Annotated in this window: 17 protein-coding genes and 1 pseudogene; 8 read left to right on the top strand and 10 right to left on the bottom strand. The window is 73.5% G+C overall.

Features of this window, described 5'->3' with window-relative positions; genetic code table 11:
• Positions 1-37: 37 nt before the first annotated feature.
• Positions 38-430, bottom strand: a complete 393-nt coding sequence (locus ACIP67_RS41490) for an ankyrin repeat domain-containing protein (protein ID WP_401699474.1) — start codon at positions 428-430, stop codon at positions 38-40.
• Positions 431-693: 263 nt separating this feature from the next.
• Between ACIP67_RS41490 and ACIP67_RS41495 the strand changes: the two genes are divergently transcribed.
• Together ACIP67_RS41495 and ACIP67_RS41500 are read left to right on the top strand one after the other, a co-directional pair.
• Complete coding sequence (locus ACIP67_RS41495; RefSeq protein WP_385067198.1) at positions 694-888, top strand: hypothetical protein; 195 nt, start codon at positions 694-696, stop codon at positions 886-888.
• Between the two features lie 92 nt (positions 889-980).
• Complete coding sequence (locus ACIP67_RS41500) at positions 981-2,549, top strand: hypothetical protein (RefSeq protein ID WP_401699478.1); 1,569 nt, start codon at positions 981-983, stop codon at positions 2,547-2,549.
• Positions 2,550-2,573: 24 nt separating this feature from the next.
• Here the strand turns inward: ACIP67_RS41500 and ACIP67_RS41505 are convergent, their stop codons facing one another.
• Positions 2,574-4,091: a PLP-dependent aminotransferase family protein gene (locus ACIP67_RS41505; protein WP_401699481.1), complete on the bottom strand. Its 1,518-nt coding sequence runs from the start codon at positions 4,089-4,091 to the stop codon at positions 2,574-2,576.
• A gap of 64 nt (positions 4,092-4,155) precedes the next feature.
• On the opposite strand from ACIP67_RS41505, the gene ACIP67_RS41510 reads away from it, so the two are divergent.
• The 4 genes from ACIP67_RS41510 (at position 4,156) to ACIP67_RS41525 (ending at position 7,676) form a co-directional block, all read left to right on the top strand.
• Positions 4,156-4,851: a YitT family protein gene (locus tag ACIP67_RS41510; RefSeq protein WP_401699482.1), complete on the top strand. Its 696-nt coding sequence runs from the start codon at positions 4,156-4,158 to the stop codon at positions 4,849-4,851.
• The gene (locus ACIP67_RS41515; protein WP_401699484.1) at positions 4,848-5,615 is read left to right on the top strand and encodes a glycerophosphodiester phosphodiesterase; all 768 of its coding nucleotides are present in this window, start codon (positions 4,848-4,850) and stop codon (positions 5,613-5,615) included. The genes ACIP67_RS41510 and ACIP67_RS41515 overlap by 4 nt, the downstream gene beginning before the upstream one ends.
• Positions 5,616-5,679: 64 nt before the next feature.
• Positions 5,680-7,023 (top strand): MFS transporter, encoded by a 1,344-nt coding sequence (locus ACIP67_RS41520; protein ID WP_401699487.1) that lies wholly within the window; start codon positions 5,680-5,682, stop codon positions 7,021-7,023.
• A 278-nt stretch (positions 7,024-7,301) separates the two neighbouring features.
• On the top strand, positions 7,302-7,676 hold the full coding sequence (locus tag ACIP67_RS41525; RefSeq protein WP_010357981.1) for an RNA polymerase-binding protein RbpA: 375 nt from the start codon (positions 7,302-7,304) through the stop codon (positions 7,674-7,676).
• Between the two features lie 214 nt (positions 7,677-7,890).
• Here ACIP67_RS41525 and fxsA read toward each other — a convergent pair whose 3' ends face one another.
• The 4 genes and pseudogenes from fxsA to ACIP67_RS41545 all read right to left on the bottom strand — a co-directional run bounded on the left by fxsA (position 7,891) and on the right by ACIP67_RS41545 (position 12,278).
• Complete coding sequence (fxsA, locus tag ACIP67_RS41530) at positions 7,891-8,460, bottom strand: FxsA family membrane protein (RefSeq protein ID WP_401699490.1); 570 nt, start codon at positions 8,458-8,460, stop codon at positions 7,891-7,893.
• A 349-nt stretch (positions 8,461-8,809) separates the two neighbouring features.
• Positions 8,810-9,598 (bottom strand): annotated as a pseudogene (locus ACIP67_RS41535) (polyprenol monophosphomannose synthase); the annotation flags it as partial.
• A gap of 579 nt (positions 9,599-10,177) precedes the next feature.
• Positions 10,178-11,791, bottom strand: coding sequence for an amidohydrolase (locus ACIP67_RS41540; RefSeq protein ID WP_401699492.1), 1,614 nt, complete (start codon positions 11,789-11,791; stop codon positions 10,178-10,180).
• Positions 11,792-11,837: 46 nt separating this feature from the next.
• Positions 11,838-12,278 carry an Lrp/AsnC family transcriptional regulator gene (locus ACIP67_RS41545; protein ID WP_385067172.1) on the bottom strand — a complete coding sequence of 147 codons (441 nt, stop codon included), beginning with the start codon at positions 12,276-12,278 and terminating at the stop codon, positions 11,838-11,840.
• Positions 12,279-12,542: 264 nt separating this feature from the next.
• Between ACIP67_RS41545 and ACIP67_RS41550 the strand changes: the two genes are divergently transcribed.
• Complete coding sequence (locus ACIP67_RS41550) at positions 12,543-13,001, top strand: hypothetical protein (RefSeq protein WP_401699495.1); 459 nt, start codon at positions 12,543-12,545, stop codon at positions 12,999-13,001.
• A gap of 742 nt (positions 13,002-13,743) precedes the next feature.
• On the opposite strand, the gene ACIP67_RS41555 is transcribed toward ACIP67_RS41550, so the two are convergent.
• On the bottom strand, positions 13,744-14,916 hold the full coding sequence (locus ACIP67_RS41555) for an acyl-CoA dehydrogenase family protein (protein ID WP_401699497.1): 1,173 nt from the start codon (positions 14,914-14,916) through the stop codon (positions 13,744-13,746).
• Between the two features lie 238 nt (positions 14,917-15,154).
• Between ACIP67_RS41555 and ACIP67_RS41560 the strand changes: the two genes are divergently transcribed.
• Positions 15,155-16,480 carry a glycoside hydrolase family 18 protein gene (locus ACIP67_RS41560; protein ID WP_401699500.1) on the top strand — a complete coding sequence of 442 codons (1,326 nt, stop codon included), beginning with the start codon at positions 15,155-15,157 and terminating at the stop codon, positions 16,478-16,480.
• A gap of 147 nt (positions 16,481-16,627) precedes the next feature.
• On the opposite strand, the gene ACIP67_RS41565 is transcribed toward ACIP67_RS41560, so the two are convergent.
• The 3 genes from ACIP67_RS41565 to ACIP67_RS41575 form a co-directional block, all read right to left on the bottom strand.
• A complete protein-coding gene (locus tag ACIP67_RS41565) occupies positions 16,628-17,287 on the bottom strand; it encodes a TetR/AcrR family transcriptional regulator (protein ID WP_401699502.1) in 660 nt (219 codons plus the stop codon).
• A gap of 95 nt (positions 17,288-17,382) precedes the next feature.
• Positions 17,383-17,523, bottom strand: coding sequence for an SCO1431 family membrane protein (locus tag ACIP67_RS41570; protein WP_401699504.1), 141 nt, complete (start codon positions 17,521-17,523; stop codon positions 17,383-17,385).
• Positions 17,524-17,642: 119 nt separating this feature from the next.
• Positions 17,643-19,145: a peptidase C39 family protein gene (locus tag ACIP67_RS41575; protein ID WP_401699507.1), complete on the bottom strand. Its 1,503-nt coding sequence runs from the start codon at positions 19,143-19,145 to the stop codon at positions 17,643-17,645.
• Between the last annotated feature and the right edge of the window lie 389 nt (positions 19,146-19,534).

Here is a 19,534-nt window from a genome sequence, read left to right on the forward strand (position 1 = left end):
TGTCCTGGCTGTTCAGGGCTGCTCGGGAGCGTCGGCGTCACGGGGCGCCGAACAGTTCGAGCAGCTCCGTGCGCGCGAACATCCGGGCCGTGTCGACGGCCGAGGGGGTGCCTGCCGCCGGGTCGGCGCCGGCCTCCAGGAGGGCCTTGACGACCTCCGTCTCGCCCTTGAAGGCGGCCCCGGCGAGCGGCGTCTGGCCTCGGTCGTTGATGCGGTCGGCGTCGGCGCCGCGGGCCAGCAGTGCCCGCACCGCGTCGGCGTGGCCGTGGTAGGCGGCGAGCATCACGAGGGTGTCGCCGCGGTCGTTGGTGAGGTTGGCCGGAACGCCCGCGTCGACGTACGCCACGAGCGCCTCGGTCTGTCCCCGGCGAGCCAGATCGAAGATCTTGGTCGCCAGCTCCACGACCTCGGGGTCGGGGGCTTCGCTCATCGGCCGGACCGCCTCTCGTTGCAGCCGTTCAGGTGAATCGCCAGGGTACTGGCTCGACGGGCACATGAACGGGACCCGTCGAAGGCAAAGATCACCACCGGACCCGTTCGACGCAACTCGCCTGCTCAGAGGGCCCTTCGAGGGTTCCGCCATCAGAGGGAAAACAGCCGGATTTCACCCATTTGCACCTTTAATCGTATGGATACATCCTGTGATCCTGGAAGTACTCATGGTGACTGTCCCCGCGAACCAGGAGAACTCACATGATCCTGTCCATCTCAGGCGTGGTCCTGCTCGGCATCATCGTCTTCCTCTTCTCCCGCAAGGACGGGCTCAAGGCGTCGCACGCCCTGGTCTGCGCCCTGTTCGGCTTCTACCTGGCCAGTACGGCCATCGCGCCGAGCATCAAGGCGGGTGGCGAGAGCCTGGCGAGCCTGCTCGGCGGCATCAAGTTCTGACGCCGCCCGTCCCGCCGTCCTCCCCCAGGACTCCGACAGGCTCCGTCCCGGGGGCATCCCCCACCATCCGTACGCACCTCCAGGAGACCGCAGTGGCCCGGCGCCCCCTCCCCCGCATCCTGAGCACCGGCAGCGCACAGATCGCCCGGAGCCGGGAGCTGGCCCGGACGGCGGCCGACAGTGCCACCGACGTCCTCCATCCGCTGATCACGATCTCCCGCGGTCTGCGCCGGCTGGCCTCTGCCGGGCGGCGCAGATGGGCCGAGACCCCCAGGGACAAGCGCGGGCCGCTGCTGTGCCTGGCGGCCTCGGTGATCCTGGTCGTGGCCCTGGTGCCGTACGGCCCGCTGCTCGCCGTCATCACGCTGATGGCGGCGGCGGCCTGGCAGGGCCGGGACCGCACCCCACCGGCTCCCGAAGGCCCTGACGAGTCGCAGACCCAGCGACTCCAGGCGCTGTACGAGGCTCTGGTCCCGTACTTCTCGACGGAGGAGGACCCTTCTCCCCTCTACGCCCACGGCGGCGAGTGGGAGAAGGCCTTCCCGTCGTACGAGTTCGACGGCTCGGGTCGTGTCACCCACCTCGAGGTCGCCTACCCGGCGTACTTCCCGGACGGCGAGGCCGAGGAGCGCGCCCGGATCGAGCACCTGCTGGCGGCCAAGTCCGGCCGGGGCCGCGAGTACCACTTCCACTGGGACGAGGAGGGCAACGCGCTCACCGTGACGGTCCTCCACCCGCTCCCCACCGACATCGCCGCCCAGCGCTTCGTGACCGCGCCGGGCGAGACCGTCCTGGGCTTCACCGACCCCTCCCAGGTCCCGCGCACGCTCCCCCTCGGCTTCGGCGGGGAGCACCGTGACGTCCCGCCGGTCGTCTGGCGCACCGGCATCCGTTCCACCGAGCCGCACCTGCTGGTGACCGGCCAGCCCGGCAGCGGCACCTCCACCCTGCTCCGCTCCATCGCCCTCCAGGCCCTCCGGTACGGCGACGTCCTCGTCGTCGACGGCGGCGGGACCGGTGAGTACGCCTGTCTGACCGGCCGGGACGGCGTCCTGGGCGTCGAGGTGGGGCTGGCCGGGGTGCTGGCCGGCCTGGAGTGGGCGGCGCAGGAGACCGAACGCCGGCTCGTCGCCGCGAACAGCGCCCGCCAGGAGGGCAACCCGCCGCCGGACGACACCAAGCGCCCCCTGTGGATCCTCCTCGACCGTCCCACGGCGTTCACGCACCTCGCCGAGGCGGAGGGCCGCAAGGATCCACGGGCCTTCCTCGAGGCCCCTCTCCGGCACGGCCGCGCGGCCCACGTCACGGTGGCCGTGGCCGAACAGCTCGACAGCCTCGAGGCCCTCGGCGACGCCGTACGGCAGCACACGCGCGCGCGGGTCGTCCTCGGGCCCGCGTCGGCCGCCCTCGTGGAGTCGGTCCTGGGCGCCCGCCCGCACACCACCCCCGTCGACCACGTTCCGCCGGGCCGCGGCTACGCCCGGCTGGGCACCGGACCGGTGCACCGCCTCCAGGTGCCGGCGACGCCGGACCCGTACGACGACGCGACCAGCGACGCGCACCGCCGGGCGGTGCTGGACCTGCTGCCGCCCCGTTCGACCCCGGCGGACGGCGAGACACTGCCGGTCCCGGCCGAGGCCATGGCCGCCGAGGGCTCGTAGGGAAGGGAAACGGCCAGGCGCCGGCTAGGCGACGAACGTGCGCGGGCCCTCCGCCCCCAGGGTCCCCCCGCTCTCCACGATCCGTGCCGCCGCGGCCAGCCGTACCGCCGCCTCCTCGGCGACCGCGCCCCCCACGGTGAACGGCAGCCGCACGTACCCCTCGAAGGCGCCGTCGACGCCGAAGCGCGGCCCGGAGGGCACCCGTACCCCCACCCGCTCCCCCGCCTCGGCGAGCCGGGACCCCGACAGGCCCCCGGCGCGCACCCACAGCGTCAGCCCTCCCCTGGGCACCGCGAACTCCCAGTCGGGCAGTTCCCGCCGCACCGCGGCGATCAGCGCGTCCCGGTTGCCCCGGGCCTGGCGGCGCCGCAGCTCCACGGCCTGCTCCCAGCCGCCCGTGCTGAAGAGCCAGTTCACCGCCAGCTGTTCCAGCACCGGCGTGCCCAGGTCGGCGTAGGCGCGTGCCGCGACCAGGCTGCGGATGACGTCCGGAGCCGCCCGGACCCATCCGATGCGCATCCCGGCCCAGAAGGCCTTGCTCGCCGACCCGACGGTGATCACCGTCGAGCCGGCCGGGTCGAAGCCGCACACCGGCCGCGGCATCCCGGCGCCCTCGGCGTCCTCGGCGTCCGCGTCGAGCCACAGCTCGCTCATCGTCTCGTCGGCGACGAGCACGGTCCCCGCCGACCGGGCCGCCTCGACCAGCCGGCGGCGCTGGTCCTCGTCGGCGAGCGCGCCGGTCGGGTTGTGGAAGTCGGCGACGACGTAGGCCATCCGCGGCGCGGCCTCGCGCAGCACCTGGCGCCAGCGGTCCAGGTCCCACCCGGCGAGCCCCTCGGCCATGGCGACGGGCACCAGCCGGGCGCCCGCCTCACGCATGAGCTGGAGGATGTTGGCGTAGGACGGCGACTCGACCGCGATGCGCTCACCGCGCCCGGCGAACAGATGGCAGATGGCGTCGATCGCGCCCATCGCCCCGGTCGTCACCATGATCTGCTCGGGCATCGTGGGGATCCCGCGCGCGGTGTAGCGCTCCGCGATCATCGCCCGCAGGGCGGGCAGGCCCGCCGGGTAGTCGCCGTGCGTGTGCGCGTACGGCGGCAGCTCCTCCAGCGCGCCCTGAACGGCGCGGGTGAGCCAGGGCTCGGGCGCCGGAAGGGCCGCGCAGCCCAGGTCGATCACCGAGCCGAGGGCCTCGGGCGGCAGCGGTTCCAGGCCGCGCGCGGGCAGCGGGTTCCCGGCCGGGACGGCCGTCCAGCTGCCGGCTCCACGCCGGGACTCCAGGAAGCCCTCCGCGCGCAGCGCCTCGTAGGCGGCGGCGACGGTCGTACGGCTCACGGACAGCCCCAGCGCCAGTTCCCGCTCGGCGGGCAGCCGGGCGGCGACGGGGACGCGCCCCTCCAGCACCAGCAGGCGGATGCCGTCGGCGAGCGCGCGATAGGCGGGCGGGCGGCGCGTACCGGGGCCCGCCGGACGGTCCTGCTGGGACATGAGCAGCCGCGCGAGCTGCGCGGCCCCCACCGCCGAGGTCCACTGCGCCATGGTGATCAGTCCACCTTCCCCGAATTGGCCATGGATGGCTCTTCCTTCCCTGCCACAGAGTGTCATGAGCCAGGCCACTACCACCACAGGGGACCCGATGTCCGTGCCACCACCGAAGGACGGCCTCATCCGCCGACTGCTCCAGCTCTACGTCGGACTGGCGCTCTACGGCGCCAGTTCCGCCCTCCTCGTCCGGGCCGGCCTGGGCCTGGAGCCCTGGAACGTGCTGCACCAGGGGCTGGCCGAGCTGACCGGTCTGTCGATCGGGGCCGTGTCGATCCTGGTGGGCGCCGGGGTGCTGCTGCTGTGGATCCCGCTGCGCCAGCGCCCGGGCCTCGGCACCGTCTCCAACGTCTTCGTGGTGGGCCTCGCCATGGACGGCACGCTCGCGCTCGTCCCCGAGGCGCACGGCCTGACCGCCGGCGCGCCGCTCCTGGCGGCCGGCATCGTCCTCAACGGCGCGGCCACCGGCCTCTACATCGCGGCCCGCTTCGGACCGGGTCCGCGGGACGGGCTGATGACCGGTCTGCACCGGCGCACCGGCCGTTCGATCCGTCTGATGCGCACGGCCGTCGAAGCGGCGGTCGTGGTGACCGGCGTCGCCCTCGGCGGCACCGTCGGCGTCGGCACGCTGCTGTACGCGGTGTCGATCGGCCCGCTCGCCCAGCTCTTCCTGCGGGTGTTCGCCGTCCCCACGGCATCCGTCGGCAGCACGGTCGTTGCCACCGGGTCACCCCGGAGGGCGATACTTCGTCCGTGAGCACCCTCGTACGCCACCCCTACCTCGACCATCCCGGGCCGATCCCGTTCGCGCACCGCGGCGGGGCCGCGGACGGCCTGGAGAACACCGTGGCGCAGTTCCGGCAGGCGGTCGCGACGGGCTACCGCTACATCGAGACCGATGTGCACGCCACCCGCGACGGCCGGCTCGTCGCCTTCCACGACGCGACGCTGGACCGGGTGACCGACGGCGCGGGCCGCATCGCCGACCTGCCCTGGGCGGACGTCCGCCGCGCGCGCGTGGGCGGCAGGGAACCGGTCCCGCTCTTCGAGGAGCTCCTGGAGACCTTCCCCGAGGTGCGCTGGAACGTGGACGTCAAGGCCGAGTCGGCCCTCCACCCCCTGCTCAACCTGATCGGGCGGGCGGGCGCGTGGGACCGGGTGTGCGTCGGCTCCTTCTCCGAGGCGCGGGTGCTGCGGGCCCAGCGGCTGGCCGGCCCGCGCCTCGCGACGTCGTACGGCACCCGGGGCGTGCTCAACCTGCGGCTGCGGTCCTGGGGGGTGCCCGCGGCGCTGCGCCGGTCGGCGGTGGCCGCGCAGGTGCCCGAGACGCAGTCGGGCATCCAGGTCGTCGACCGCCGCTTCGTGCGCGCAGCCCACGCGCGCGGGCTGCAGGTGCACGTGTGGACGATCAACGAAGCGGATCGGATGCACCGGCTCCTGGACCTGGGAGTCGATGGCATCATGACCGATCACATCGACACACTGCGCAAGGTCATGGAGGACCGGGGCGTCTGGGTCTGACCCCGGCCGCACCGCGGTCCGCGTCCCTCGCGCGGCCACTCTCAGCGGGGAAGCGAGGGCACGGGTGAGCACCGACACCGTGCGGACGGCGGCCGACGACGCCGCGGGGCGGCGGCGCGAACAGCGCGGCTGGTACTTCTACGACTGGGCCTGCTCCGTCTACTCGACGAGCGTGCTCACCGTGTTCCTCGGACCGTATCTGACGTCGGTCGCGGAGGAGGCGGCGGACGCCGGCGGGTACGTGCACCCGCTGGGCATCCCGGTCCGCGCGGGCTCGTTCTTCGCCTACTCGGTGTCCCTGTCGGTGATCGTGGCCGTGCTGGTGATGCCGCTGGTGGGCGCCGCGGCCGACCGCACGGGCCGCAAGAAGCCCCTGCTGGGGGCCGCCGCGTACGTGGGCGCCGCGGCCACGACGGGCATGTTCTTCCTCTCCGGTGACCGCTATCTGCTGGGCGGCGCGCTGCTGGTCGTCGCAAACGCGGCCCAGTCCGTGGCGATGATGCTCTACAACTCCTATCTGCCCCAGATCGCCCCGCCCGAGGAACGCGACGCGGTCTCCTCGCGCGGCTGGGCGTTCGGGTACGCGGCGGGCTCACTGGTCCTGGTGGTGAACCTGGGGCTGTACCTGGGCCACGACGCCCTGGGCGTCTCCGAGTCGACGGCCGTCCGCGTCTGCCTGGCCTCGGCCGGCCTGTGGTGGGGCGGCTTCGCCCTCGTCCCGCTGCTCAGACTGCGCGACCGGCCGACGGCCGCCCGCGAGGCGACCGCCCCCGGCCTGCGGCAGCTCGCGGCGACCGTCCGCGACATGCGCCGCCATCCCCTCACCCTCGCGTTCCTCCTCGCCTACCTCGTCTACAACGACGGCATCCAGACGGTGATCTCCCAGGCCTCGATCTACGGCTCCGAGGAACTCGGCCTCGGCCAGTCCACCCTCATCGGCGCCGTCCTGCTGGTGCAGGTGCTGGCCGTCGTGGGCGCCCTGGCGATGGGCCGCCTGGCCCGCCGCTACGGCGCGAAGCGCACGATCCTCGGCTCGCTGGCGGCGTGGACGCTCACGCTGGGCGCCGGCTACTTCCTGCCGGCCGGCGTGCCGGTGGGCTTCTTCCTGCTGGCGGCGGCGATCGGTCTGGTGCTGGGCGGCAGCCAGGCGCTGTCCCGCTCCCTGTTCTCCCATCTCGTACCGCCCGGCAAGGAGGCCGAGTACTTCTCCGCGTACGAGGTGAGCGACCGCGGGATGAGCTGGCTGGGGCCGCTGCTGTTCGGGCTCACCTACCAGCTGACCGGGAGCTACCGTGACGCCATCATCTCGTTGGTGATCTTCTTCGTCCTCGGGTTCGCGCTGCTCGCGCGGGTCCCGGTGCGACGGGCGATCGGGGACGCGGGGAACCCGGTACCGGAAAGGATTTAGCACTCCGGGCGAAAGGGCGGTAGTGTACGCGTTTGGCCTGCCAGGCGTACCGTTACTGCGCGTCAAAGATGCCGAAACGCTGGGTGACATCTCCTTTCAGATGTGACAAACCGGGCGCCGGTGGGTACTGCACTGGTTGACAAGGCTGCGGCTACGACGGCGACGCATGACCCGGAACGGGACTCGGAACGGGAATCTTTACCGCCGACCGGACGTTGACCGGATGACGACGACAGCGACACCTGTCCTGTGGGCGACAAGCCCGGGAGGCACGATTCATGAGTGAGCGAGCTCTTCGCGGCACGCGCCTCGTGGTGACCAGCTACGAGACGGACCGCGGCATCGACCTGGCCCCGCGCCAGGCCGTGGAGTACGCATGCGAGAAGGGGCATCGCTTCGAGATGCCCTTCTCGGTCGAGGCGGAGATCCCGCCGGAGTGGGAGTGCAAGGTCTGCGGGGCCCAGGCACTCCTCGTGGACGGCGACGGCCCTGAGGAGAAGAAGGCCAAGCCCGCGCGTACGCACTGGGACATGCTGATGGAACGGCGGACCCGCGAGGAACTCGAAGAGGTCCTCGAGGAGCGGCTGGCCGTTCTGCGGTCGGGGGCGATGAACCTCGCGGTCCATCCCCGCGACAGCCGCAAGTCGGCATAGTCCCGCGGGGCTGGGACCAGACCACCAGCGCACCTGACATGACCGCGGGCGCCGTACGTGAGAGACGTACGGCGCCCGCGGTCGTGGTGCGTCCGGGCAGGTGCGCCGGGTCGTACAGCGCGTGCGGCTCCGGACGGACCGGTCCGTCCGGAGCCGCACGGTCATCTGGCGGCGATCATGTGTCGGCGATCACATGTCGGCCTTCGCCTGCCGGTCAGCGGGTCAGCGGCGGGCGCGGCCCCGCGCCCGCGTCACCCGCGCCGCTCCCGCGCTCGTCGTCCCTGATCACCTCGCCCTGGACCACCTTCCCGTCGGGGCGGCGCATCCGGGCCTGCTGGAAGGCATCGCCCAGGGAGCCGGGGGTGGTCTCCCGGAGCTTGCGGTCCACCGCGCGCTCCGCCGAGCGCCCGACGGCCTTCTGGACCGGCGGGAGCAGCAGGAGCAGGCCGAGGGCGTCGGAGATCAGACCCGGGAGCATCAGCAGCAGACCGCCGAGCATCATCAGGCCGTTGCCACCACCCCGGGACGGGGGCGTGCCGCGCTGGAGCGCCTCGTTGAGGTTCTGGAAGGCGCGGCGGCCGGCCCGCTTGATGACCACCGAGCCCAGGACGAGCCCGGCGACCAGCAGCAGGAAGACCGTGACTCCGCCGGCCGCGCCCGCGACCACGGTCAGCAGCCAGATCTCCAGCACCAGCCACGCGGCCACGCCCAGCGGCAGTGCCGTCCGCAGGCGGGAGCGTCGGGGCCGGGCCGGGTGGAAGGGGGTCGAAGCGCCAGTCGTCATGCACCCAGTGTGCCTGGGCCCGGCTCAGCGGAGCGTAAGAGGACGATCAGTCGTTCCTGTGCGACTCGGGCGACGACGGCCGCGCCGGCGACTCGGGCGCCTCGGACGCCGGTTCTTCGGAGGCCTCACTCCCGGAAGCCTCGCTCGCGGACACCGAAGCCTCGGACGCCGGAACCTCGGACACCGGAACCTCGGACACCGGGCCCTCGGACGCCGGAACCTCGGAAGCCGGGGCCTCGGAAGCCGAGCCGACGGACGACGCACCCCCGGAACCCGAGCCGGCCGACGACACGCCGTCGGACGACGCACCGTCGGCCCGCGGAGCGTCGGCCTGCGCAGGCTGCTCCTGCCGCTCCCCCTTGCCCGCGATCTTGCCGACCCGCTCCCCCACGCCCCACGCCGTGACCCGCCACAGAGCCTCGACGAGGATGTCGCGGCTCATCTTGGAGTCACCGAGTTCCCGCTCGACGAAGGTGATGGGCACCTCGACCACGTGGAAGCCCGCCTTGACCGCGCGGCGGGCGAGGTCGACCTGGAAGCAGTAGCCCTGGGAGGCGACCTCGTCGAGTCCGAGGCCCTCGAGGGTCTCGCGGCGGAAGGCGCGGTACCCGCCGGTGATGTCCCGCAGGGGCAGGTCCAGGGCCAGGCGGGAGTAGAGGCTGCCGCCGCGGGAGATGATCTCGCGGGACCTGGGCCAGTTCACGACGCGGCCGCCCGGCACCCAGCGGGAGCCCAGGACGAGGTCGGCGCCCTTCAGGGCGGTCAGCAGGCGGGGCAGTTCCTCGGGCTGGTGCGAGCCGTCGGCGTCCATCTCGATCAGGACGCCGTAGCCGTGCTCCAGGCCCCAGCGGAAACCCGCGAGGTAGGCGGCGCCGAGCCCTTCCTTGCCCTTGCGGTGCAGCACCCGGACCTGCTCGTCGGCGGCGGCCAGCTCGTCGGCGAGCTTGCCGGTGCCGTCGGGGCTGTTGTCGTCGGCCACGAGGACGTGGGCCTCGGGGACAGCCTCGCGCACCCGGCCGACGATGGCCTTGATGTTCTCGGCCTCGTTGTAGGTCGGGATGATCACCAAGGCCTTGCCGAGCGGACCGAACTGCCTCCCACGGTCCTGTGCCGCGCGGGTCGCGTCGCCGTCGTTCACTGCTGCCCCTTCGTGTCCGTACGCAGGGGACCACCATAGTGGCCGCCGCCTGCGCCGACGTGACGGGACGTTCATATGGTGGTGTCGTTTTCAGAAAAGCGGGGTATGTACGCGCTTTTGGGCTTGTATGTACGAGGCTACTGCGGCCGGGAGGCCAGGCGGCCGCGGACAGGGGTGGTCCGGCGTGCTGCGGATGGGGGCCCGGCGCTCTTCGGGCCGACCTGGGACCCGCTGGCTGCGGGTCGACCGAAAGCCGTTGTCTACTGAGCGCCCGGGCCCCATCCGGGTCACACCTCCCCTACCGGCCGGAACGGCCCTCGCCACGACGCGGGCGCTGAGCCTGGCTCCCAGTGGCGGTACGCCGGTGCGGCGGACCGTCCCTGACCCAGCGGCGCCCCGGCGAGTGAGCGGACGTTCCCCGGCGGGGCGTCCGGTGGTGGACTCGCCGAACCTATCGGCCCCCCGCCGTCGCCTGTCAACAGCCGTTCGACCTGCGGGTCTTTGGTCAATGCGCTGGTCAGCGGCAAGATCGCCGGAGGGCGGGCGGACGGGTGATCCTCCGCCCGCCGTCCCGGGTGATCACTCCCCCGGCCGTACGAAGACCGTCCGCCCGCCGACCACCGTGCGCAGACAGACGGGCAGGTCGGAGCCCGGGGTCAGGTCGGGCAGGCCGGGGGTTCCGGAGCGGGGGTCGGTGGACCAGCGGGCCACCCGGTCGTCCGGGGCCTGCACGACCAGTTCCTCCGTGCGCCACACCGCGTAGTCCGCCGGCGCGCCCGGCACCAGCACGCCCGCGTCGTCGCGTCCGACCGCCCGCCACCCCCCGCGGGTGTGGGCGGTGAAGGCGGCGCGCACGGAGACGCGGTGCTCGGGCGTGCGGTGGAAGGCGGCGGCGCGGACCGTGCCCCACGGGTCGAGGGGCGTGACCGGGCTGTCGGAGCCGAAGGCGAGGGGAACACCGACGCGCAGCAGGGCGGCGAACGGGTTCAGCGTGCGGGCCCGGTCGGCGCCCAGGCGCCGGGCGTACATGCCGTCCTCGCCGCCCCACAGGGCGTCGAAGGCGGGCTGGACGGAGGCCGTCAGCCCGAGCTCGGCGAAGCCGGCGACCGTCTCCGGGGTGAGCATCTCGGCGTGCTCGACCCGGTGGCGGGCGGCACGGACCCGGGACAGGCCGAGCGTGTCGGCGGCGGCGCGCACGCCCTCCACGACGGCGGCGACGGCGGCGTCGCCGATGGCATGGAAGCCCGCCTGGAGGCCGGCCTCGGTGCAGGCCACGACGTGTGCGGCGATCTCGGGGGCGCTGAGGTAGGCGCGGCCGGTGTGGGCCGCGTCGGCGTACGGGGTGTGGAGACAGGCGGTGTGGGAGCCGAGGGCGCCGTCGACGAAGAGGTCGCCGGCCGCGCCGACGGCGCCGAGTTCGCGGGCCTTGTCCACGTCCCGCTCGGCCCAGTAGCCGACGACCCGCGGGCCCGGCTCCCCGGCGGCGAGCCGCAGCAGTCCGGTGAAGTCGTCCTCGGAGGAGATCTCGGGGCCCGCGCACTCGTGGACGGAGCCGATTCCGAGGGAGACGGCGTGGGCGAGGGCGGCGCGCTGGGCGTCGGTGCGCTGCCGGGCCGTCACGGCCGCGAACGCGGCGGCGCGTACGGCGTGGTGGTCGTCGGCGGTGAGCGGGCCGTCCGGCGGAAGGTCCGGCCGGCCGAGGTCCGGGGTCAGGTCCAGCAGGGCCGTGGTGACGACCGCGGAGTGGACGTCGATCCGGGAGAGGTAGAGGGGACGGCCGCCCGTGGCCTCGTCCAGTTCCGCGCGCGTCGGCGGGCGGCCGCCCGGCCAGCGGGAGGCGTCCCAGCCGTGGCCGAGCAGCACTTCGTCCTGCGGGTGGGCCGCGGCGAAGTCCCGTACCCGGGCGAGGGCCGCCTCCAGGGAGGGTGCGGCCGACAGGTCCAGGCCGGTCAGGGCGAGGCCGGTGGCGGTGGTGTGGACGTGGGCGTCGGTGAACGCGGGGGTGACCAGGGCGCCGTCCAGGTCGACCACCTCGTCGACGCCGTCGGCGAAGGCGTCCGCCGCACCCTCGGAACCGACCCAGGCGACCTGGCCGCGCTCGACGACCATCGCGGTCGCGAACGGGTCGGCGGGGCTGTGGACCTCTCCTCGACGGAGCAGGACGGTCTTCGGCTCGGGGGTGCGCTCACTCATGGACACAGTGTCGCGCCCCGGCCGGGGCGCCCGGCACGCGGACCCCTCAGATCCTCGGCGGCCGGGCCTCGTACGGGGTGGACAGGACGACCGTCGTCCGCGTCGAGACGCCCGCGAGCGCCCGGAGCCGGCCCAGCAGCTCCTCCAGTTCGTGCGGGGTGGCCACGCGCACCTTCAGGATGTAGTTCTCGTCGCCGGCCACGCTGTGGCAGGCCTCGATCTCCGGCACCCCGGAGAGACGGTCGGCGATGTCGTCGGGGGCGCTGGGGTCGAACGGTTTCACCGAGATGAACGCGGTCAGGGGCAGCCCGACGGCCTCGGAGTCGACGACGGCCGCGTATCCGCGGATGACGCCGCGCTGTTCGAGCCGACGCACCCGCTGGTGCACGGCCGAGGTGGACAGGCCCGTGGCCTTGCCCAGATCGGTGTAACTCATCCGCCCGTCCTTGACGAGCAGCTGCACGATTTGTCGGTCCAGCTCCTCCATGGCGCAAGAACTTACAGGGCACACGATCTCCTCGTATACCTATGCAGCCCAGGTCATACGGGTTCGTGATGTGACCGGAGGTCAGGTGCGGGACGCCCCGGCGGACCGGTTCACGCGGGCACCTTCGCGCGGCATGTGACGAACACCACAAGTCCTGTCCGGGCTTCGTGATGTTCCCGTGATTACCCCCGAGACGGTCTGGGAAGTGCTTGCTGTGGTCGAGGCCGCAGCGCCTTCACGGCCCAGCCCGAGGGGGAGAATCCCATGCAGAGTCTTAAGCGCCCTGGTCGTACCGCGCCCAAGCGGTTCCAGCCCGTCGTCGTCGAACTCGAGCCGGAGGGCGTCGAACCCGACACCTTCGACGCCGAACTCGCCGACGACGGCGAGGAGTTCGACGCGTACGACACCTTCGAGATGTACCGGGTGATCTGCCCGGACTGCGCCCAGCCCATCGCGCTGCTGGCGGACGAGGAGATCCTGCCGGAGCACGCACTGTGCGCCTCGCCGTGGAACCCGTTCGGGCTCACGGTCTGTGCCGGTACGGGCCGCACGGCCTCCGAGGCGCGCCCCGCGGACGAGTCCTTCGAGCCCCAGGAGCAGGACACCGCCCTGCTGCTGACGCTCCCGCAGGGCCTCGACTGGCGCATGCAGCCCTTCTCGCACGTCGGCGGCCCGGGCTCGCGCCCGATGCGCGTACCGACGATGCACCGCCACGCCGCCTGAGCGTCCTGCCCGGCCGGAGAGCCGGCCCGCCTTCGTCGACTGCCCTGCACCGTGGCTCTGGGCCGCCGTGGCCCGAGGATGCCGTGGTGCAGGACCGGTGTGTCCGCACCGGCCGCCACGGCGACCGCCCCGAGGTGCCGCGCGACGCGCCACGCCGAGCTGCCGCGCCGACCGGCGGAAGGACTGACGGACGGAAGGACTGACGGGCGCAGGAGCGGAAGGACTGATGAGCGACGCACGACAGTGCGGCCGCCCGCCGCCCGGCGACGACCGGCCGAGCGGACCTGACGCGCATGACCGGCCGCGCGGACCTGACGACGCATCACCGGTCGAGTGAATTCGTCGGCAAATGACTTGACGGCGCGTCAACCACGTCGAAGGCAGCGGGGACGCGCCGGGGGACGGCCGGTGCCGGACCGACGCCCCCGCCGGCCCCGACCCGCCGCGACGGAGCCCGGGGCACCCTCCGAACTCACGCCCGACCGACCGGGCCGGTGACCCGGACTCGCGCCCGCGCGTTGCCCCGGTATGGTCCTCACCTACTCGACAGCGCCCGGGCGTCACCGCCAGCTCTACGTCCCGGCGCCCGCAGAATCGGTTCCGCCGGCTCCGCCGCCCCTGCCGGACCCGCCGATCTACCGTGCCGTGATGCGCGCCTGGGCCGACCGGGGCCGTACCCTGCCCGGCCGGCACGACCCGGAGTGGGCGCGTCTGGCGGCCCCGCCGGTGCGTCCGGGCCAGTTCAGCGGGTCTGCGGACCCACTAGGTGACGGGCGATGACCATGCGCTGGATCTGGTTCGTGCCCTCGACGATCTGCAGGACCTTGGCCTCGCGCAGGTAGCGCTCGACGGGGAAGTCCGCGGTGTAGCCGTAGCCGCCGAGGACCTGGACGGCGTCGGTGGTGACCTGCATCGCGGCGTCGGTGCAGTGCAGCTTGGCCATGGCCGCGTGCGGCGCGAACGGCCGGCCGGCGTCCCGCAGCCGCGCCGCCGCCAGGTACAGGGCCCGGCCCGCCTCGATCCGGGTGGCCATGTCGGCGAGCAGGAAGCGCAGTCCCTGGAAGTCGGCGATCGGCCGCCCGAACTGCCGCCGCCGCCCCGCGTACGCGACCGCCTCGTCGAGGGCCGCCCGGGCGACCCCGACCGCGCAGGCCGCGATACCGAGCCGCCCGGAGTCCAGCGCGGCCAGGGCGATCGCGAAGCCCTGCCCCTCGTCGCCGATGCGGCGCGCGTCGGGGACCCGTACGCCGTCGAAGTGGAGCTGGGCGGTGGGCGAGCCCCGCAACCCCATCTTCCGCTCCGGCGGCGCGGCGGTCAGGCCCTCGGCGTCACCGGGGACCAGGAACGCGGTGATCCCCCGTGGGCCCGCGCCGCCGGTTCGCGCCAGGACGGTGTAGAAGTCCGCGAGACCGCCGTGGGTGACCCACGCCTTGGTGCCGCTGATCCGCCACTCGTCGCCGTCGCGCACCGCCCTGGTCCGCAGCGAGGCCGCGTCCGAACCGGAGGACGGCTCGGACAGGCAGTAGGCGCCGAGCCGCCCGCCACCGAGCATCCCGGGCAGGTGCGCGGCCCGCTGGGCCTCGGTGCCGTGGGCGGCGACCGGAAAGGTGGCCAGGGTGTGGACGCTGACGCCGAGCCCGACGGTGAGCCGGGCCGCGGCCAGTTCCTCCACGGCCTGGAGGTAGACCTCGTAGGGCTGACCACCGCCGCCGTACGCGGGGTCGTACGGCAGGCCCAGGAGCCCCGCCTCCGACAGGAGGGTGAACAGCGGGCGCGGGAAGTGCCCGGCGGCCTCCTCCGCCCCGGCCGTCGGGGCGATCTCGCGGCGGGCGATGTCCCGGACGAGGGCGAGCAGGTCGCGGGCCTCGTCCGTGGGCAGGAGGCGGTCCACCGGCGGCGGGGAGCGGTCGGTCATGGCGGCACTCTCCTCCCTGGGCCCACCGGCCTCCCTGAGCCCACCGGAGACCTCCGCGCCGGGCCGGCGGAGGCCGTGCGCTGCGAGTATGCCCGCCGCGCACGCCGCCCGCACTACCGGAACCGACTGGTCCGCACCATTGACCTGGCTGATCAAGTACTCCTACGCTCACGGCCACCGCGTTCTCGCGTCCATGCCAATCGGCGCACTCTCCTCCCCCCGCACGAGGTGACACCCGATGCACCGACCTCCCCACCGCCGGCACGCCCGGATCCGGCACTCCAAGATCCAGGCGCTCGTCGCCGCCGCCTCCTCGGCCGCCCTGAGCGCCCTCCTGCTCGCCGGCGCCGGCCCCGCGACCGCCACCTCCTCCCCGACCACGACCGCCGCCACGTCCCCGACCACGACCACGACCGCCACCGTCAGCACCGCCTCCACCGCCCCGTCCGCGCAGGCGGCCACCGACGCGAAAACCGTCGGCTACTTCACGGAATGGGGCGTTGACGACCGCGCGTACCTCGTCAAGAACATCGAGACGTCGGGCTCGGCGGCGAGACTGACCCACATCAACTACGCCTTCGGCAACGTCACCGGCGGCAAGTGCGCGATGGGCGACGCCTACGCCGCCACCGAACGCGCCCACACCGCCGCCGAGTCCGTCGACGGCGTCGCCGACACCTCGGACCAGTCCCTTCGCGGCAACTTCAACCAGCTGCGCGAGCTGAAGAAGAAGTACCCGGGCCTGAAGGTCCTGTGGTCCTTCGGCGGCTGGACGTGGTCGAGCGGCTTCGGCGAAGCGGCCGGTGACCCGGCCGCGTTCGCCCAGTCCTGCTACGACCTGGTCGAGGACTCCCGCTGGGCCGACGTCTTCGACGGCATCGACATCGACTGGGAGTACCCGAACGCCTGCGGCACCGTCTGCGACACCAGCGGCACAACGGCCTTCACGGGCCTCATGCAGGCGGTGCGCACGACGTTCGGCTCCGACAACCTCGTCACGGCGGCGATCACCGCCGACGCCTCGGCGGGCGGCACGATCGACGCGGCGGACTACGCGGGCGCCGCCGCGTACGTCGACTGGTACAACCCGATGACGTACGACTACTTCGGCGCCTGGGACACCACCGGGCCGACGGCTCCGCACTCGGCACTGAACTCCTACACCGGCATCCCGGCGGCCGGTACCTACACCTCGGCGACCATCGCCAAGCTCCGGGGACTCGGCATCCCCGCCGCGAAGCTGCTGCTCGGCATCGGCTTCTACGGGCGCGGCTGGACCGGCGTCACCCAGGCGGCACCCGGCGGCACCGCGACCGGCCCGGCGGCGGGGACGTACGAGGAGGGCATCGACGACTACCGGGTGCTCAAGACCAGGTGCCCCGTGACCGGCACGGTGGGCGGCACCGCCTACGCGAAGTGCGGCGACGAATGGTGGAGTTACGACACCCCGGCGACCATCGCGACGAAGATGGCGTACAAGAACGAGCAGGGCCTGGGCGGGACCTTCTTCTGGGAACTGAGCGGGGACACGGCGGACGGTGAGCTGATCGGGGCCATCGACTAGCCGGACCGCGAGAACACTCGGGGCGGAGGACCACGGGCCTCCGCCCCGGAGCGGGTCAGGATCCCGACGGCGCACCGGGGGCGGGTCAGGATTCCGACGGGCGCACCGGGGGCGGGTCATGATCCCGACGGGCACACCGGGGGCGGGTCAGGAGTCCCGGCGCGCCGGTTCCGGCGCCGGGAACGCGGGGTCCAGTTCCTCGACGGCGCGCAGGGCGCCGCCCAGGGTCTTCACCAGGAGGTCGCCCATGACCTCGCGGGAGAGCTCGGGGCGGTCGATCCAGTCGAGGGTGGCGCCCTCCACGCTGCACACCCAGGAGAGCAGGCCCATCCGGGGCAGCGGCGGGATGTCGCTGCGGCCGTACGCGCCCTCGGCGATGGTCGCCACGATCGCCTCGCGCACCCCGTCGCGGATGGCGTGCACCTCGGTGTCGAAGCCGACACCGCCGCTGACGATCGTGCGGTAGGCGGCCTGGTGGTGCTCCGCGAAGCGCAGATAGCCGTCGACGGTGCGGTGCACCCGGTCCACCTGGGGCAGCTCCAGGCCGCTCGCGGCGAAGGAGACCAGGTCCGCGACGGAGTCCTGGATGATCGCCATGTAGTAGCCGCGCTTGGACCGGAAGTAGTAGTAGATCAGCCCCTTGGCGACGTGCGCCTGCCGGGCGATGTCGTCCATCGAGAGCGCGTCGTAGGACGTGTCGGCGAACAACTTCCGCCCGATGGCGAGGAGTTCGGCGCGACGCGCCAGTGAGCGCTCGGTGCCGCGCGCCTGCGGACGGGCACCGGCACGCTGGTGACTGATGTTCAAGGTCGACCCTGGTCTCAACGGTCGGCGGGACGACGTCAGTATGTCAGGTCGAACGGTGGGTCAGATCACAGCGCCGGAGATCGCGGACACCGGCGTCAGAGCAGTCCGAGCTGGGTCACGAACATGGCCACGACGGCGACGAGGACCCACCCCATGACGTGTTCGAGGATCTTCGGCCCGTCGTCCCCGGGGCCGCCGGTGCGGGCACGGGGGGCGGTGGCTGCGTGTGCGGTCATGGTGTCTCGCTGAGGTCGGGCGTACAGGGTCCGGACTGTCCACCTTGCCACCGGTCAGGGCTTTCGCGGTCGAGAGCTTGCTCACACGGCGGGGCCGACGTTCCCGCCGTGTGCCCGGTTCAGTGCACCCCGACCGCCGCGAGCGCCGTGCGCTGGCGCGCGGTCGGACGCGCCGGGAAGTAGAGGTAGCAGACGCCTCCGGTGCCGGAGACGACCGTGCCGCTCGCGTCGTACCGCTTGGTGCGCAGCCAGATGTTCTCGAATTCGCGCCGCCGGTAGACGCGCCGCACCGCCGCGTTGCTCGGCGAGGCCGGATCGTTGGCGATCACGTCGCCCTCCGCGGTGAACCCGACCACGGTCATCAGGTGGCCGGAGGTGCCGTACCCGGCGCCCGTCAGCTCTCCCTTCAGGAAGGACTGGGAGGTCATGGCAGGGATGCCGGCCGCGATCAGCGTCTCCAGATCGGTGAGGGAGGTGAGCCGGGTCACCACACCCTGGAGGTCCTTGAAGGTGGCCGCGTAGGCCGCGTTGAACGGCCAGTTGCCGCAGCCCGCGTACTGGTGGTCGTACGTGGACCGGGCGGCGTGGCACACCTGCGGGTCGGCGTACGCGGGGTCGACCCAGGCGAGCTGCTCCGGGGTGAGGCGGCCGCCCCAGTACTCGATGATCATCTGGGACGAGGTGGGGCTGCACCAGGCCTCGCCGCCGTTGTCGTACTCGGGGTACTGGCCCGTGTGGATCTCCTGGGAGTACCGCGGCACGCTCAGCTCCCCGGCCGGGCCGGGCACGGAGGCCGGGACGGTGAAGCGGTCGGGGACGTCGGAGCCCATCGCGCCCAGCCGCCACACGGTCGGGGTGAGCTGCGTACCGGGCCTGCGGTAGAGGGTCAGCCGGAGGCGGTGCGAGGTCAGGCGCAGGCCGGTGGAGGCGTCGTCGACGGCCAGCGTGTCCGTCCAGACGGTGCTCCTGCCGTCGCTCTGGCCGTCGACGGAGGCCCGCCGGATGTCCTGGTCGCCGGACGCCCACCGCCCCATGACGTACCAGGGGGTGTCCGTGCCGTCGGAGTAGGTGGCCCGCAGTTCGGCCTGGAGCCAGGTGCCGCCCGGGGTGCTCGCGTTCCAGGAGGCGATCGCCTCGGTCGCGGGGACGGTGAGCCGGTGGACCGGGGAGGTCCAGGTCGCGTACTCCCAGGCGGCGGTGGTGCCGGTGTGCGGGTCGGTGAGGTCGACGGTGCCGGCGGGGGTGCCGATGGCGACGCCGGGCCGGGTCCCCGCGACCGTCCGGGTGCCCCGGGCGGTTCCGGCGCTCCAGTCGGCGAGGGTCGTCCAGGAACGGTGGTCGACGGGCCGGCCGACCGCCGCTCCGGCGCCCGCGGCGCCGGCCGTGTCGGCGCCCGCGGTGCCGACCGTGTCGGGGCCCGCGGTGCCGACCGTGTCGGGGCCCGCGGTGCCGACCGTGTCGGCGGCCGCCGGGGCCGCACCCCCCGCACCCCCCGCGACGGCCGCGGCGACCGCGGCGGCGAGGACGGTTCTGCGGGTGGGCCGATCGGACGCCTCGGGGCACTGGTCGATTCCGCCGGAGCGCTGCTCCGCTCCGTAGGACGGCTGTTCGGCTTGGCTCATGGACGAACGACTCCCAGGGTGTGGCGGGTCGGATCGGGTCGGGTCCGGTGTGCGGTGTGCGGTGTGCGGTGTGCGGTGTGCGGTGTGCGCCCACTATGGCCGCGGGCGGCCGGGTCGGCCAGCACCGACGCTCGTGCCACGCCCGGCGACACGGGTCCGGCCCCCTGACGGCACCCGGGCGGGCGCCGCGTCGGCGGCCCACGCCCGACACCGCCGACGGCGCCAGGACGTCGCATCGGCACCCCTGGCCGCCCCCCGACCGCCCCCGGTCCGGGCCACCGGCGCGACGACGGCCGGGCGGTCCCGTACCGCACTAGACTGGCCCGCCGCAGACCCGCAGCCCTCCCGTGGCCCCGGGCGGTGCCGCCCGAGCCCGCCCAGGGCACGCC

This window comes from Streptomyces sp. NPDC088812 (assembly GCF_044750285.1).
Lineage (GTDB): Bacteria > Actinomycetota > Actinomycetes > Streptomycetales > Streptomycetaceae > Streptomyces.